Here is a 15,400-nt window from a genome sequence, read left to right as displayed (position 1 = left end):
GCCCGGGCGGGCGCCCTCACGAAATCCTCACGCGGCGGACGGACGGATGCACAGCCGTTTCCGATCACGGGTGGATAACGTCGACATCATGACCACCCTCCCCGTCGATGAGATCTCGATCCAGGAGACCAAGGCCCTGCGGGACCAGTTCCAGCGGTTCCTGCGCGAGTACGAGTTCGGCATGCGCGAGGTCGAGACGAAGATCTCGATCCTGCGCGACGAGTTCACCCACGACCACGCGTACAACCCGATCGAGCACGTCAAGAGCCGGCTGAAGTCTCCCGACAGCATCGTCGAGAAGCTCGCGCGCAAGGGCATCGACGAGCCCGACTTCGAGCTCATCCGCTCCGAGATCACCGACATCGCGGGCGTCCGCGTCACGTGCAGCTTCGTCGCCGACGTCTACCGGCTGTTCGATCTGCTCACCGCGCAGGACGACATCACGGTGCGGGTCGTGAAGGACTACATCGCCACCCCCAAGCCCAACGGCTACAAGAGCCTGCACGCGATCATCGAGGTGCCGGTGTTCCTCTCGACCGGTGCGCTGTCGGTGCCGGTCGAGGTGCAGTTCCGCACGATCGCAATGGACTTCTGGGCCAGCCTCGAGCACAAGATCTACTACAAGTTCTCGAACCAGGTGCCCTCGCATCTCGTCGACAGCCTGAGCGATGCGGCCGAGGCCGCCGCCGAACTCGACACCCGGATGGAGCGGCTGCACCGCGAGGCGCACGGGGTGCCGAAGCGCCAGCTCGCCCCGCCTCCCCCGCCGCGCATCGTCGAGGTGTAGCCTCGGCGCCATCCGATCGGTCGTCCGCTCCGAAGAACCGGGGAGCACCGTCACCGGTGGACGAGGAGGGCATCATGGCCGATCGGCGTAGTGGAAAGCGGTTCATCGCGTGGGCGGCGCTGGCCGGCCTGATCAGCGGCGCGGTGTTCCTCGCCGTCGCCGAGCTGTTCGCCCTGCTCGTCGCCCGCGCGGCGAGCCCGGTGCTGGCCGTCGGCGGGTTCGTCATCGACATCGTGCCGCAGCCGTTCAAGGAGTTCGCGATCGCGACCTTCGGCGAGTACGACAAGATCGCCCTGCTCGCCGGTCTCGGACTGGCGGTGGTCATCGCCTCGGCGATCGCCGGCATCCTGCAGCTCGTGCGGGCCCCGTTCGGCGTGATCGCACTCGGCATCGCCGGCGTGCTGTCGACCGCGGCGATCGTGACGCGCGCCGGGGTGACGCCCCTGGCCTTCCTGCCTCCCGTGCTCGGCACGGTCGCGGGTGCCGTCATCCTCGTGCTGCTGATCCGCCGGCTGCGCCGCTGGCGCGAGGCCGCGCTGGCCCCGGCCGCGGCGAAGAAGCCCGCCGTCGACCCGTCGACGCCTCCGATCACCAAGCCGTCTCCCACCGACCTCGCCACCGCCGACACGAAGGTCGGCGTCAGCCGTCGCGGATTCTTCGGCCTCGCCGCGATCGCCGGCATCTCGGCCGTCGTCGTCGGGGTGGCGTCGCGCGCGGTGAGCATGACCGTCTCGTCGGTGGAGAGCATCCGCAAGGCGTTGAAGCTCCCCACCCCCAACAGCACCGTCACCATCCCCGACGGCGCCGAGCTCGACGTGCCGGGGATCAGTCCGCTCTTCACCCCGAACGAGGACTTCTACCGGGTCGACACGGCGCTCACCGTTCCGACCATCGACCCCGACACCTGGCGCCTCGTGATCGACGGCATGGTCGACGAGCGGGTCGAGATGAGCTTCCAGGATCTGCTCGACATGGGGCTCGACGAGTACGTCATCACCCTGACCTGCGTGTCGAACGAGGTCGGCGGCGAACTCGTCGGCAACGCGAAGTGGCTCGGCGTGCCGATCCGCGACGTGCTCGCCAAGGCCGGCGTGAAGTCCGGTGCCGACATGGTTCTCTCGCGCAGCGTCGACGGCTACACCGCCAGCACGCCGTTGGCGTCGCTGACCGACGACAACCTCGACGCGATCCTCGCGGTGGCGATGAACGGCGAGCCGCTGCCGCTCGAGCACGGGTTCCCGGTGCGCATGGTCGTGCCGGGTCTCTACGGCTACGTCTCGGCGACGAAGTGGCTCACCGAGCTCAAGGTCACCACCTTCGCCGACGACGAGGCCTACTGGACCCCGCGCGGGTACAGCGCCGAGGCGCCGATCAAGTTCTCGTCGCGCGTCGACACCCCGAAGCTCGGCGAGGCGGTCGAGGCCGGACGCATCCCGATCGCCGGGGTCGCCTGGGCGCAGTCGGTGGGCATCGACCGGGTCGAGGTCAGCATCGACAACGGCGAATGGACTCCGGTGACGCTGTCGAAGGCCATCAACGACGACACCTGGGTGCAGTGGTTCATGGAATGGGACGCGACCCCGGGCACCCACTACGTGGCGGTGCGGGCGATCAACAAGAACGGCGACACGCAGATCGAGGAGCGCGCGCCGATCGCGCCGAACGGCTCATCGGGCTGGCAGCGCTCGCTCGTACGGGTCAACTGACCGGTGCGGGTGGCCCCGGCGCGTCCTAGGGTGGACGCATGACCTCGCCCTCCGCCTGTGTGATCACCGTGTCCGACCGATCGTTCGCGGGAGAGCGCGAGGATCGCGGCGGCCCCATCGCCGTCGGGTTGCTCCGCGAAGCGGGGTGGCACTGCCCGGATGCCGAGATCGTCGCCGATGGCGCCGACTCCGTCTCCGACGCTCTGCGACGCGCGTTGGCCCGCGGTGCGAAGCTGATCGTCACGACCGGGGGCACGGGGATCGCTCCGCGCGACGAGACGCCCGAGGGCACCCGTCCGGTGATCACGCGCGAGCTTCCCGGGCTCGCCGAGGAGCTGCGTCGTCACGGTCTCGCCGACACCCCGAAGTCGGTGCTGTCGCGGGGCCTCGCCGGCGTCGTCGACCCGTTCGGCGCGCTCGTGGTGAACCTGCCCGGCTCCACGAACGCCGTCTCGTCCGGCATCCCGATCGTGCTCACGGTCGCCGCGCACATCGTCGACCAGCTCGCCGGCGGTGACCACGGATGAACGACGTCCGCATCGCCGCGATCGTCGAGCACCCGCTCGACCTCGACGCGCACCTCGCCGCGGTCGACGACCCGCGCCTCGGTGCGGTGACGACCTTCGTCGGGCGCGTGCGCGACAACGACCCGGATGCCGACACCCCGGTGATCGGACTCGAGTACAGCGCCCACCCCGACGCCACCGTCACCCTGCGGCGGATCGCCGCGGACGCCGAGGGCGGGGCCGGCGCACTCGTCGCGGTCAGCCACCGCATCGGTCAGCTGGCCGTGGGGGACGCCGCCGTCGTGATCGCGGTGGCATCCGCGCACCGGGCCGAGGCCTTCGCCGTATGCCGTGAGATCATCGAGGCGATCAAGCGCGACCTTCCGGTGTGGAAGCGCCAGCACGAGTCCGACGGCACCTCGTCGTGGAAGGGCATCGGCGGCTGACCTCCACCAGCCCTCGTAAGGATGGACATCATGAAGACCCGCGTTTTCGCCAGCGTCGCTCTGCTGGCCACACTTCCGCTCTCCGGGTGCGTCGGCACGACGACTGAGACGGCAGACGATTCCGACGCTTCCCAGAGAGAGGCGTCCTGCCAGATCGTCGTCGACGAGCTCCCGGAGTACACCGCCCAGCTCGCTGAGAGTGCAGATGGCCTCACCACCTACGGCCCGTCCACGATGCTCTCGTTCCACACCGGGGCCGATGAGAAGCTGGCCGCCGTTGCGGCGAAGCTCGATGACACCGAGGTGAAAGACGTCGTTCTCGCCGTGCGTGACGCCGCTGCACGGTTCATCCCGATCTGGGAGAGAGCTCACGAGGATCCCGACACGTGGGCGGATGGAACTCTGACCGCCGACATCGCAGCCGCCGATGAGGCCACCACCACTGCACTCGCTGAACTCGGCGACATCTGCCCTGGTGCGAACGACGTCACCCCTTAGCGATCGGGTGACACCCCGGACCGGATTCTGATTCGGATTCAGTCCAGGTGAGTTCCGTTCTCGCCACCGAATCTCGAGAAGCGGCGAGGGTTACGGACAGGTGACCGTGAAGGATACGGTTCCGTCGCGCTGCTCGAATCCCTGGAAGTCGTACTCTCCGATCGACGTCTTCTGGGGATCGCGAGGAAGAACCGACACCTCGGGAGACTTGCCGGCAATCACGATCATCCCGTCCTCCGGGCACGACCGTAGCCCATCGGGGATCTCGCCCGTCACGGTGTGTCTCTCGCCGTCCACACGCCCGCATCGCCACGCGAGAGTATCGATCAGCCGCCCGCGAAGGGCGGCAGCACGTCGATGAGCTCGACCCCGTCGAGAGAGCGATCGTCATCGCTGCGCACGCCGTCGACCATCACGGCGCAGCGCGGCAGGATGTCGGCGAGTGCCGGGTGGTCGGCGACGACCGCGGCCCGGAGCTCGGCCAACGTGGGCTCGGTGCGCTCCTCGGCATCCGTCCCCGCGGCTTCGGCGGCGGCGGCGAAGTAGCGCACGCGGGTCATGCGGATGCCTCGCCGGGATCGGACTCGCCGGGTCGCACCCAGTCGCCCGAGCGCCCGCCAGACTTGGCGGTGATGCGCACGTCTTCGATCACGACCGAGCGGTCGAGTCCCTTGACCATGTCGACGACCGCGAGCGCCGTGACCGAGACGGCGGTGAGTGCCTCCATCTCGACGCCGGTGCGGTCGGCGGTGCCGACGGTGGCCTCGATCTGCACGCCGTCGTCGACGATCTCGAGGTCGACGCTCGCCCGGTGCACGCCGATCACGTGGGCGAGGGGCAGCAGGGATGCCGTCGACTTCGCAGCCTGGATACCGGCGATGCGAGCGACGGCGATGACGTCGCCCTTCGGGGTGGTGCCGTCACGCAGAGCGGCGACCACGTCGGTGCTGCAGCGCACGAACCCCCGGGCGGTGGCGGTGCGGACGGTCGGCTGCTTGAGAGTGACGTCGACCATGTGCGCGTGACCGGCGGCATCCAGGTGGGTGAAGCTCATTCCACCAGCATGACATCGATCCGATCGCCGACGGCGACGGCTTCCACCTCGGCCGGAACGATCGCGAACGCCTGCGCCCGTGCGAGTCCTCCCGCCAGGTGCGAGCCGGAGCCTCCCGCGGTCGCGGGACGCACGGTGCCGGCGACGAGGTCGACGACGGCCGGAAGGTACTGGCGTCGGCCCGGAGGCGTGGTCCACGCGGCATCCGCGGTCAGCGATGCGAGCGGCCGATGGATCGCGGCCCGCCCCTGCATCGCCAGCAGCGCCGGCCGCACGAACACCTCGAACGACACCGCGACGCTCACCGGGTTGCCGGGCAGGCCGAAGACGAGCGTGCCGGAATCGAGCACGCCGAACGCCTGCGGCTTGCCGGGCTGCATCGACACGCTCGCGAACTCGACCTCGCCGCCGCCGTCGAACGCCCCGCGCACGGGCTCGTAGGCTCCGGCGCTCACACCGCCCGTGAACACGATCACGTCGGCACCGAGGGCCACCGCGTCGGCCGTGACCGCGCGCACGGCATCCGCCTCGTCGGCCACGCGGGCGACCAGTACCACCTCGGCATCCGCCCCACCGACCAACTGTTCGAGGAGCGGGCCGTTCGAATCGGGGATGCGCCCCCGCACGACGGCATCGCCGGGGGCGAGCAGCTCGCTGCCGGTCGACACGACCGCCACGCGCGGCGCGCGGCGCACGGCGACCTCGGCGATCCCGGCGGCGACGGCCGCGGCGATCTGGAACGCGCCGAGCCGTTCGCCGGCGCGCACGACGGGGTCGCCCGTGACGAGATCGGCTCCCCGGCGGCGCACGAACACGCCCGCCTTCGCCGGCGCGCGCAGCACCCGCACCTCGCCGAGAGAGTCGGCGAGACCGCCCGCGGTGTCTTCGAAGGGGACGATCGCGTCGGCGTCGGTCGGCGCCGGCGAACCGGTCATGATGCGGGCAGCCTCGCCGGGGGCGAGCGCCGGGTCGTCCGAGACCCCGGCCGGCAGATCGGCGACGACGCGCAGGGTGACGGGGGCATCGGCGGATGCCGTCGCGACATCCGCGTACCGCACGGCGAAGCCGTCCATCGCGGAGTTGTCGAAGAGCGGGATGTCGTGCGCGGCGGTCGCATCGGCGGCGAGGGCGCGGGCGGAGGCGTCGCGGATCGCGCGGGTCTCGGACGGCAACGGACGCACCGCGTCGAGCACGCGCGCGAGCTGCTCCTCGACCGTGCGGCGGCCCCCGGGTGCGGCGCTCACGCCGTGACCTCCGTCGCGACGCGGGCCGGGCCCGCGGGGCGGATCGCGACCTCGTGCTGCCGCGCCGAGAGGGCGTCGATCACGGCCAGGCGACCCAGCAGCGGGTCGCCGGCACCCGTGACGAGCTTCACGACCTCGCTCGCCAGCATCCCGCCGACCTGCACGCACAGCGCGCCGAGCACGCCGACCTGCGCGCAGCTGGGCGGTTCGCCCTCGGTGCCGATCGGGAAGAGGTCGGCCAGCACGACGGCATCCGATGCGGGTGGGTCCGACCAGAACACCGTCACCTGAGCGTGCCATTCCTGCACGGCGCCCCAGACGAGGGGAACGCCCAGGACTTCGGATGCCGCGGCGACGGCCCGCCGCGTCTCGAAGGAGTCGCTCGTGTCGACGACGATGTCGGCGCCCGCGAGCAGCCTCTCGGCGTTGTCGGGGGAGAGGCGCTCGGAGCTCTGCACGACGGAGGTCTGCGGGGCGAGAGCCGTGATCGCGCGCGCCGCAGAGGCGGTCTTGGGGGTGCCGATGTCGTCGACGCGGTGGGCGAGCTGGCGCTGCAGGTTCGTGAGTTCGACCACGTCGTCGTCGATCACGGTGAGGGTGCCGATGCCGGCCGCGGCCAGCGCGAGCAGGGCGGGCGAGCCGAGGCCGCCGGCGCCGACGACCGCGACGTGCGCGGCGTTGAGGCGACGCTGCCCCTCTTCGCCGATACCGCCGAGCACGGCGTGACGCGCGGTGCGCACGAGCTCGGTCGGGTCGAGGGCCGGTGCGGGGGCGACGAGCGGGTCCATGGGTTCAGGGTATGCCGTGCGCTCGCCGTTCCGGAGGCCCATGAGGGGTCAAGACACGCCGCGACACGTGGCCCGCATCCGGCGTGTTGTGACCCCTCACGGAGAGATCGGTTGCGGGCGAAAGATCTATCCTCCGTTTGTGCGGAATCCTGGGTTCGGAATCTCCGCATGTGCGGTAGATTCGTGTCTATGCAGACGTATCGGATCGCACGAGCCGCCCAGCTTCTCGGGGTCAGCGACGATACGGTGCGCCGCTGGGTCGATCAGGGTCTGCTGCCCGTGACCGACTCCACGCCCGCCGAGATCCCCGGCGATGCCCTCGCCGCCCGCGCGCTCGAGCTCGCCGACGAGGCGACCGCGCAGAGCGACTCCCTCTCGAGCGCCCGCAACCGCTTCGTCGGCATCGTCACGCGCGTGCAGATCGAGGGGCTGATGGCGCAGATCGACATCCAGGCCGGGCCCCACCGGGTCGTCTCGCTCATGTCGGCCGAGGCCGCGCGCGACCTGCGGCTCGAGATCGGCTCGCTCGCCACCGCCTCCGCCAAAGCGACCCAGGTCGTCATCGAAGTCCCGAAGGGTTGACCATGCACCGCTCTCTGCGCCGCTCCACCGCCGTCGGCATCGCCGCGCTCGCACTCGCGCTCGCGGGGTGCGCGAACGCGGCGCCCGCCCCATCGTCGACGGAAGCCGCGGCCGACACGCTCGACGGTGAGGTCTCCGTCTACGCCGCGGCCTCGCTGGCGGGCGCTTTCGACGAGATCGCCACGGCGTTCACGGCCGAGCACCCCGACGTGACCGTGGTGCCGGTGTACGACGGCTCCTCCACCCTCGTGACGCAGATCCTCGAAGGCGCCCCGGCCGACGTGTTCGCCTCGGCCGACGAGGCCAACATGGACAAGGCCGGAGATGCCGCCGTCGATCCGAAGCTGTTCGCCTCGAACACCCTCGTGATCGCCGTTCCCGCCGGCAATCCGAAGGGCATCGCCGACCTCGCCGATCTCGCCGACGTGACGACGGTGCTGTGCGCGGCCGAGGTGCCGTGCGGTGCGGCATCCGCGAAGCTCCTCGATGCGGCCGGCGTCACGATCGAGGCCGCGAGCCTCGAGCAGAACGTCACCGCGGTGCTGACGAAGGTCGAGACCGGCGAGGCCGACGCCGGCCTCGTCTACGCCACCGATGTGATCGGCCGTGACGACGTCGAGGGCGTCGTGCCCGAGAACGCCGACGACGTCGTGAACCACTATCCGATCGCCGCCCTCGCGGATGCCCCGAACCCGGATGCCGCGCAGGCCTTCGTCGCCTTCGTGCTGTCGGATGCCGGACAGGCCATCCTCGCGGAGTTCGGATTCGGGAAGCCGTGAGCGCCGCCCGCGTGCCGGGGTACGCCCCGCGCACACTCGCGATCCCCGCGACGATCGGGCTCGTCTTCCTGCTGCTGCCGCTGATCGCGTTGATCTCGCGGGTCGAGTGGGTGACGTTCCTCGACGACGTGACCTCGGATGCCGCTCGCTCCGCACTCGTTCTCTCGCTCGGCACCGGACTCGTCGCCACGCTGCTCTGCATCGTCGTCGGTGTGCCGCTCGCCCTGCTCATCGCGCGCTCCGGCCCCCGCGTCGCGGCGGTGCTGCGCGCCGTGGTGACCGTGCCGCTCGTGCTGCCGCCCATGGTCGGCGGTGTCGCGCTCCTCTACCTCTTCGGGCGCGCGGGGTGGCTCGGCGGGCTCGGCCTGTCGTTCAGCACTCCCGCGGTCGTGCTGGCGCAGTCGTTCGTCGCCCTGCCGTTCCTCGTGCTCGCCGTCGAGGGAGCCGTGCGCGCCGCCGGTGTCGATCACGAACGCACGGCCGCCGCCCTCGGCGCCGGACGCTGGACGATCCTGCGCCGGATCACCCTCCCCCTCGCGGCTCCCGGCATCGTCGCGGGCGTCGTGCTGTGCTTCGCCCGGGCGATCGGCGAGTTCGGGGCGACCGCGCTCTTCGCGGGCAACCGGCCGGGGGTCACGCAGACCATGCCGCTGGCGATCTACACCGCGTTCAACGGTGCGGGCGTCTCGCAGGGCGCGGCGGTGGCCCTCGCGCTGCTGCTGCTCGCGACCGCGATCGCGGTGCTCCTGCTCGTGCGGGGCTGGCGGCCGGGGGCGGCGCGATGACGGCGCTGCGGGCGCATGTGGTCGTCGAGCGCGAGCACTTCGCGGTCGACGTCGCCCTCGCCGTCGCCGCCGGAGAGACGGTCGCGGTGATGGGCCCGAGCGGCGCAGGAAAGTCGACGCTGCTGCAGGCGCTCGCCGGGCTCGTGCCACTCGATGGCGGCGAGATCTCCGTCGGCGAGCAGGTCGTCGACCGCACCGCCGCGCCCCGCGTGCAGGTCGCCCCCATGCGCCGCGGAATCGTGCTGCTCGGACAGGACGCCCGCCTCTTCCCGCACCTCTCCGTGCGCGAGAACGTCGCCTTCGGCCCGCGGTCGGCCGGCGTCGCGGCTCGCCAGGCCCGGGCATCCGCCGATGCCTGGCTGGAACGCGTCGGCCTCCCCGGCGCCGGCGATCGGATGCCGCACGAGCTGTCGGGCGGCGAGAGCCAGCGCGTCGCCGTCGCCCGCGCGCTCGCCGCCTCGCCGCAGGCCGTGCTGCTCGACGAGCCGCTCGTCGCCCTCGATCCCGACACGGCGGCCGGCATCCGCCGAATGCTGCGCGAGCAGCTCGCCGGCGTCACGACCGTCGCCGTCACCCACGATGCCGCCGATGCGGTGGCGCTCGCCGACCGGCTGCTCGTCATCGAGGCGGGGCGGGTCACGCAGAGCGGACCGGTGCGTGAGGTGCTGGGCGAGCCGGCGTCGGACTTCGTCGCCAGCATCGGCGGGGTGAATCGCCTGGTCGGCGTCGCGGACGGCGGGGACTGGAGGGCCGGCGAGGTGCGACTCGCGAGTGCGGATGCCGCGTCGCGGGCGCACGCCGCGGTCGACGGGGCGGCGTTGGCCGCGGTGTTCCGCCCGGAGGATGCGCGGCTGGTCGGGGAAGAGGCGGATGGGCGCGAGGATGCCTGGACCACCACCATCGCGGATCTGGAGCAGACCCTCACCGGAGTGCGCGTGCGGACCGGTCTCGGGGTCGTCGACGTGCCGCTGGCGGATGCCGGCGGGCTCGCCGTCGGGAGCACCGTGCGGGTGAGCGTCGATCCGGCTGCCGTGCGGTTCGTGGCCGTCGACTGATCCGGCGGCGGCATCCGTTCGGCCGGGCCGACCGCCGGGCCCTGGCAATCCCCCGTCGATCGCCGACGCACCCGCCCTGACCGGTATTCCAGCGGCTATTCTCGGAGGATGACGGGGATCGAGGGGGAGCGATGACGGCCGTACCGGTCGTGATCGGCCGCCGAGCGCCCGCTGCCGAGTCTCGTGAGCGGGCGGCGGTCGACCCGCGCGGACTCGTCGACACCCACGGCCGCGTGCACCGCGACCTGCGCATCTCCCTCACCGACCGCTGCTCGCTGCGCTGCACCTACTGCATGCCCGAGCAGGGCAACGAGTGGCTCGCACGCACCAGCATCCTCTCGACCGACGAGATCGTCGAAGTCGCCGAGGTGGCCGCCGCCCTCGGCATCCGCACGTTCCGTCTCACCGGTGGCGAGCCGCTCCTCCGGCCCGACATCGTCGACGTCGTGCGGCGCATCTCACGCATCCAGGGGGAGGACGGGCCGGTCGAGGTCGCGATGACGACCAACGGGATCAGCCTGGCCCAGAAGCTCCCCGCACTCATCGACGCGGGACTCACGCGCCTGAACATCAGCATCGACACGATCGACCGGCAGCGCTTCGCCGACCTCACCCGGCGCGACCGGCTCGACGACGTGTTCGAGGGCATCGCGGCGGCCGCGGCATCCGAACTGCGACCGCTCAAGCTCAACGCCGTCGCCATGCGCGGCGTCAACGACGACCAGCTCGCCGACCTCGTGGCATTCGCGATGGGCGTCGGCGCGCAACTGCGCTTCATCGAGCAGATGCCGCTCGACGCGGGGCACACCTGGGATCGCGCGACGATGGTCACGCGCGAGGAGATCCTCGAAGCCCTCGGTGAGCGGTGGTCGTTGGAGCCGGTTCCCGGACGCGGGGGAGCGCCCGCCGAGAAATGGCGCATCGACGGAGGACCCCACGAGGTGGGCGTGATCGCCTCGGTCACGGCCCCGTTCTGCGGTGCCTGCGACCGCCTGCGTCTCACCGCCGACGGGCAGCTGCGCAACTGCCTCTTCTCGAACGACGAGTACGACCTCACGACGCTGCTGCGGGGCGAAGCATCCGTTCCCGGACAGCGCGACGACGCGATCGCCGACCTGCTGCGGTCCTGCATCCTCGGAAAGCTGCCGGGCCATGCGATCGACGACCCGTCGTTCCTGCAGCCCGCCCGGGGGATGAACGCGATCGGCGGCTGAGCGGGCGGTTCTCCGCGGAGCTATGCGCGGGGCGGGTGGTCCTAACTCAGGAAGAACTCGCCGAAACGCGCCGAAAACGGGCTGGAAGGGGCAATCCGACCGGTTCTTCCTGAGTTAGTGCACGGGCCCGCCGCCGCCTCAGCCCAGGAACTCCCGCGCAGCGGCCAACATCGCGGTGACCCCGACCTCGATCGTCGGGTGGATGACCGGCGCGAAGTACGGCGAGTGGTTGGTGGGGATGTCCTTGTCGAGCGTGCCGCCCGCCATCGCCGCCGCGAACGTCGCCGGGTCGACGCCGCCCCAGAACCAGAACACGAGGGGCGCGCCGGTGTCGCGGGCGAACCAGGAGACGTCCTCACTGCCGGTGAACATGCCGGGATCGACGACGGATGCCTCCCCGAGAACACTCTGCAGCGCTCGGGTGACGCGGGCCGTGGCATCCGCATCGTTGATCGTGGGCGGCAGGGTGTGGTCGGTGCGGATCTCGGGCTCGCGCTCGGCTCCGGATGCCGCGGCCTCGGCGCGCACGATGCGCTCGACGCTCGCGAGCACGCGGTCGCGCATCTCGTCGTTCGGGTATCGCAGGCTGAGCTCGAGCTTCGCCTCGGCGGGGATGATGTTGTTCTTGAGTCCGGCGTGGATCGAGCCCACGGTCACGACGGCGACATCGCGCGGGTCGACCTCGCGCGAGGCGATGGTCTGCAGGCGCATGACGGTGGCCGCGGCCATCACGATCGGGTCGATCGTGGAGTGCGGGCGAGAGCCGTGCCCGCCGCGTCCGTGCAGGGTGACGGTGAGGCCGTCGGATGCCGCCATCTGCGTGCCGGGGCGCACCCCGATCGTGCCGGCGGGCAGCGGGGTGACGTGCTGGCCGAGCACGATGTCGGGCTTCGGGGCGATGTCGAGCAGCCCGTCGTCGAGCATCGCGCGGGAGCCGGCGCCATATTCCTCGGCGGGCTGGATGAGCACGACGAGCGTGCCCGACCACTCGGCGCGCTCGGCGACGAGCTTCTCGACGGCACCGATCATCGCGGTCACGTGCATGTCGTGGCCGCAGGCGTGCATGACGGGCACGGTGTTACCGGCGGGGTCGATGCCGGTCGCGGTGCTCGCGTAGGCGAGGCCGGTCTGCTCGCCCACGGGCAGTGCGTCCATGTCGGCGCGCACCCACACGACCGGGCCGTCGCCGTTGGTCAGGATGCCGACCACGCCCGTCACCCCGACGCCCTCGTGCACCTCGAGTCCGAGGTCGCGCAGGTGGCCGGCGGCGATGCCGGCGGTGCGGGTCTCCTGGAAGGAGAGTTCGGGGTGCTGGTGCAGGTCGACGTAGAGCGCTTCGAGATCGATCGTCATGGCCCGAGCCTATCCGGCGGCGAGCGGGTCGCGCCTGGTGCACCGATCGGTGCAGAACGTCGGGGGTGAGCCTCCAGAACCGGCGTTTCGCACCGATCAGTGCACGGGGTCGCCCGGGTCAGGCGCCCGCGACGTAGGTCTCGAGGGCGGGGCCGGGGCGCAGCACCGCGGTGACGATCGCCTGGATGGCGAAGGCGCTGGTCTCGCCGAGCTCGATGAGGTCGGGGTGCAGCAGCCACTGCAGCTGCAGGCCGTCCATGACGGCGAGGATGCTGGCGGATGCCGCGGCGATCGTGTCGGGTGCGGTGACGCCCTCCTGTGCGCAGAGCTCGTGGAACGCGGCGGTCACCTCGCGGCGGAGGGTCGTGTAGCGCTCCTCGAAGTACTCGCGTCCGGGGTGGTGGTCGGTGACCGACTCCGACGAGAGCACGGTGTACGCCTGCACGATGCCGGGGCGCAGCTCGTTGGCGAACGCGGTGCGCACGAGGTGCAGGAACAGCTCCGGCCCGTCCGGGATGTGCTTCTCGGCGAGGTCGGCCACGTCGGTCTGGTCGCGATAGGCGAGCACTTCGAGCAGCAGCTTCTGCTTCGAGCCGAAGTGGTGGAGCACGCCGGCGTGGGTCATGCCCACCTGTTCGGCGACATCGGCGAGGGTGCCGTTGGTCGATCCCTTGTTGCCGAAGATCTCGACGGCGGCCTGGAGGATCAGCTCGCGCTTGGCGCGGGTCGCCGGGCGCACCCGCGACTTCTCGCTGCTCTCGTTCACGGGACCCCCGTCGTTGGTGTTCAGGCTTGCCATCTTACTCACCAGTAGGTAACCTCACGAAAGCTTACTTTCTCGCCAGTAAGCAAATCACGACGCCGTCGATCGACCGACCGCTCGACGGCAACGCAGCACAATGACCCGTGCCCCCAAGGAGAAGCAATGAAGCTCAGAAGGTCCTTGATCGCCCTCGCGGCGGTCACCGCGCTCGGCACCACCGCGCTCGCCGGATGCTCGTCCGGTGGATCATCGGATGCCGGTGAGGGCGCCGGCTCCGCCGCCCTCACGATCGCCAAGCCCGACGGCGCGATCACCACCGAGTCGAACAACCCCTACGTCGGCGACTCCGCCGCCTCGAAGTACGGGTACGGCAAGGTCATCTTCGAGACCCTCGGGCTCGTCAACCAGACCGGCGACCGCGGCGTCACCCCGTGGCTCGCCGAGAGCATCGAGTGGAACGACGACTACACGCAGCTCACGGTCGTGCCGCGCGAGGGCGTCACCTGGAGCGACGGCGAACCCTTCACCGCCGACGACATCGTCTTCACCTACGAGCTCGTCTCGACCCCCGCGCTCGACACCGCCGGCCTGAAGTTCGAGGGGGCGACCGTCGACGGCGACGCCGTGACCCTCACCTTCGGAGAGTCGAAGTACGTCAACCAGGCGCGCGTGCTGCACGTGCCGATCGTGCCGAAGCACATCTGGGAGAACCTCGACGAGCCGGCCACCGACCCGGTCACGGGCGATGACCTCGTGGGCACCGGCCCCTACGTCCTCTCGAACTGGTCGACCGAGTCGGTCACCCTCGAGGCCCGCGACGACTACTGGGGCGGCGACCTCGCCGTGCCCGAGCTGCACTACGTCTCGTACGGCGACAACACCGCGCTGACCACCGCCCTCGCACAGGGCGAGGCGGACTGGGCGCAGGCCTTCATCCCGCAGATCGAGGAGCAGTTCCTCTCGGCCGACCCCGAGCACAACAAGTTCTTCGTCGCCCCGACCACGGGATCGGCGACGCTGTTCATGAACCTGCAGGAGAAGCCGTTCGACGACCCCGCGTTCCGTCAGGCGCTCGCCTGGGTGATCGACCGCGACGCCTACGTCGACATCGCCCGCGAGGGCGCGAGCGAGCCCGTGTGGTCGGTGACCGGTCTGTCGTCGATCCTCGAGGACGAGATCCAGCCCGAGTTCGCGGGCCAGAACTACGAGGTGGATGCCGAGAAGGCGCGCGACCTGTTGGAGGGCGCGGGCTACACGTGGAAGGACGACGCGCTCGTCGACCCCGACGGCACGCCCGTCTCGTTCACGCTCTCGGTGCCCTCGGGCTGGAGCGACTGGAACACCGCGCAGGAGCTCATCGCCGAAGACGTCAAGGAGTCCATCGGCGCCGAGGTCAAGATCGACATGCCCGACTGGGGCGGCTGGGCCGACCCGCGCGACAACGGTACGTTCTCGGCGATCATCCACTGGCTCGAGGACAGCGGCACGGCCTACGGCCTGTACACCTCGACCATGGATCCGCGCTGGATCTCCCCGGAGGGCATCGCCGGCTTCAACTTCGGCCGGTTCGAGGACCCCGCCGCGACCGAGGCGCTGAACACCTACGCGAACGCCTCCTCCGACGAGGAGCGCACCGCATCGCTCGACACGCTGCAGAAGATCTTCGTCGAGCAGGTGCCGGCGATCCCGCTCGGTGCGCACCCGCTGCTGGGCGAGTACAACACGCGCAACTACGTCGGCTGGCCGTCGGAGGAGGACCCCTACGCCTCGGGTGACCCGACGCAGCAGAACATCGTGCAGATCCTCACGAAGCTGAAGCCCGCCGAGTAGCCCTTCGTCT

At 70.9% G+C, this 15,400-nt stretch carries 18 protein-coding genes; 11 read left to right on the top strand and 7 right to left on the bottom strand.

What is annotated here, in order from left to right:
* The first annotated feature begins 88 nt into the window (after positions 1 to 88).
* The 5 genes from KZC52_RS09055 to KZC52_RS09035 all read left to right on the top strand — a co-directional run bounded on the left by KZC52_RS09055 (position 89) and on the right by KZC52_RS09035 (position 3,943).
* Complete coding sequence (locus KZC52_RS09055; RefSeq protein ID WP_247623715.1) at positions 89 to 787, top strand: GTP pyrophosphokinase; 699 nt, start codon at positions 89 to 91, stop codon at positions 785 to 787.
* Positions 788 to 861: 74 nt separating this feature from the next.
* Positions 862 to 2,493 (top strand): molybdopterin-dependent oxidoreductase, encoded by a 1,632-nt coding sequence (locus KZC52_RS09050; protein ID WP_247623714.1) that lies wholly within the window; start codon positions 862 to 864, stop codon positions 2,491 to 2,493.
* A gap of 38 nt (positions 2,494 to 2,531) precedes the next feature.
* On the top strand, positions 2,532 to 3,020 hold the full coding sequence (locus KZC52_RS09045) for a MogA/MoaB family molybdenum cofactor biosynthesis protein (protein WP_247623713.1): 489 nt from the start codon (positions 2,532 to 2,534) through the stop codon (positions 3,018 to 3,020).
* Positions 3,017 to 3,445, top strand: coding sequence for a molybdenum cofactor biosynthesis protein MoaE (locus KZC52_RS09040; RefSeq protein ID WP_247623712.1), 429 nt, complete (start codon positions 3,017 to 3,019; stop codon positions 3,443 to 3,445). Before KZC52_RS09045 ends, KZC52_RS09040 begins: the two co-directional genes overlap by 4 nt.
* 30 nt (positions 3,446 to 3,475) lie before the next feature.
* Positions 3,476 to 3,943 carry a hypothetical protein gene (locus tag KZC52_RS09035; RefSeq protein ID WP_247623711.1) on the top strand — a complete coding sequence of 156 codons (468 nt, stop codon included), beginning with the start codon at positions 3,476 to 3,478 and terminating at the stop codon, positions 3,941 to 3,943.
* A 90-nt stretch (positions 3,944 to 4,033) separates the two neighbouring features.
* On the opposite strand, the gene KZC52_RS09030 is transcribed toward KZC52_RS09035, so the two are convergent.
* From KZC52_RS09030 to KZC52_RS09010, 5 genes are read right to left on the bottom strand one after another with little or no spacing between them, the layout of a single operon-like run.
* Positions 4,034 to 4,219 (bottom strand): hypothetical protein, encoded by a 186-nt coding sequence (locus KZC52_RS09030; protein ID WP_247623710.1) that lies wholly within the window; start codon positions 4,217 to 4,219, stop codon positions 4,034 to 4,036.
* Between the two features lie 50 nt (positions 4,220 to 4,269).
* On the bottom strand, positions 4,270 to 4,503 hold the full coding sequence (locus tag KZC52_RS09025; protein ID WP_247623709.1) for a MoaD/ThiS family protein: 234 nt from the start codon (positions 4,501 to 4,503) through the stop codon (positions 4,270 to 4,272).
* On the bottom strand, positions 4,500 to 4,997 hold the full coding sequence (gene moaC / locus KZC52_RS09020) for a cyclic pyranopterin monophosphate synthase MoaC (protein ID WP_247623708.1): 498 nt from the start codon (positions 4,995 to 4,997) through the stop codon (positions 4,500 to 4,502). The genes KZC52_RS09025 and moaC overlap by 4 nt, the downstream gene beginning before the upstream one ends.
* Positions 4,994 to 6,241, bottom strand: a complete 1,248-nt coding sequence (locus KZC52_RS09015) for a molybdopterin molybdotransferase MoeA (RefSeq protein WP_247623707.1) — start codon at positions 6,239 to 6,241, stop codon at positions 4,994 to 4,996. Before KZC52_RS09015 ends, moaC begins: the two co-directional genes overlap by 4 nt.
* Complete coding sequence (locus tag KZC52_RS09010) at positions 6,238 to 7,029, bottom strand: HesA/MoeB/ThiF family protein (protein WP_247623706.1); 792 nt, start codon at positions 7,027 to 7,029, stop codon at positions 6,238 to 6,240. The genes KZC52_RS09015 and KZC52_RS09010 overlap by 4 nt, the downstream gene beginning before the upstream one ends.
* A 189-nt stretch (positions 7,030 to 7,218) precedes the next feature.
* On the opposite strand from KZC52_RS09010, the gene KZC52_RS09005 reads away from it, so the two are divergent.
* The 5 genes from KZC52_RS09005 (at position 7,219) to moaA (ending at position 11,444) form a co-directional block, all read left to right on the top strand.
* Complete coding sequence (locus tag KZC52_RS09005; RefSeq protein ID WP_247623705.1) at positions 7,219 to 7,611, top strand: TOBE domain-containing protein; 393 nt, start codon at positions 7,219 to 7,221, stop codon at positions 7,609 to 7,611.
* A 2-nt stretch (positions 7,612 to 7,613) separates the two neighbouring features.
* On the top strand, positions 7,614 to 8,390 hold the full coding sequence (gene modA, locus KZC52_RS09000; RefSeq protein WP_247623704.1) for a molybdate ABC transporter substrate-binding protein: 777 nt from the start codon (positions 7,614 to 7,616) through the stop codon (positions 8,388 to 8,390).
* A complete protein-coding gene (gene modB, locus KZC52_RS08995; RefSeq protein ID WP_247623703.1) occupies positions 8,387 to 9,175 on the top strand; it encodes a molybdate ABC transporter permease subunit in 789 nt (262 codons plus the stop codon). Before modA ends, modB begins: the two co-directional genes overlap by 4 nt.
* A complete protein-coding gene (locus KZC52_RS08990; protein ID WP_247623702.1) occupies positions 9,172 to 10,230 on the top strand; it encodes an ABC transporter ATP-binding protein in 1,059 nt (352 codons plus the stop codon). The genes modB and KZC52_RS08990 overlap by 4 nt, the downstream gene beginning before the upstream one ends.
* Positions 10,231 to 10,361: 131 nt before the next feature.
* Positions 10,362 to 11,444 carry a GTP 3',8-cyclase MoaA gene (moaA, locus tag KZC52_RS08985; protein ID WP_247623701.1) on the top strand — a complete coding sequence of 361 codons (1,083 nt, stop codon included), beginning with the start codon at positions 10,362 to 10,364 and terminating at the stop codon, positions 11,442 to 11,444.
* 138 nt (positions 11,445 to 11,582) lie between these two features.
* Here the strand turns inward: moaA and KZC52_RS08980 are convergent, their stop codons facing one another.
* Positions 11,583 to 12,797: an amidohydrolase gene (locus tag KZC52_RS08980; protein WP_247623700.1), complete on the bottom strand. Its 1,215-nt coding sequence runs from the start codon at positions 12,795 to 12,797 to the stop codon at positions 11,583 to 11,585.
* Between the two features lie 118 nt (positions 12,798 to 12,915).
* On the bottom strand, positions 12,916 to 13,596 hold the full coding sequence (locus tag KZC52_RS08975; protein WP_247624736.1) for a TetR/AcrR family transcriptional regulator: 681 nt from the start codon (positions 13,594 to 13,596) through the stop codon (positions 12,916 to 12,918).
* A gap of 126 nt (positions 13,597 to 13,722) precedes the next feature.
* Here KZC52_RS08975 and KZC52_RS08970 point away from each other — a divergent pair, with 126 nt between their 5' ends.
* Positions 13,723 to 15,390, top strand: a complete 1,668-nt coding sequence (locus KZC52_RS08970) for an ABC transporter substrate-binding protein (protein ID WP_247623699.1) — start codon at positions 13,723 to 13,725, stop codon at positions 15,388 to 15,390.
* Positions 15,391 to 15,400 lie beyond the last annotated feature (10 nt).

Source organism: Microbacterium galbinum, assembly GCF_023091225.1.
Taxonomy (GTDB): Bacteria; Actinomycetota; Actinomycetes; order Actinomycetales; family Microbacteriaceae; genus Microbacterium; species Microbacterium galbinum.
The sequence above is the reverse complement of the archived record's forward strand: the minus strand, read 5'-3'. Positions and strand labels throughout refer to the sequence as shown.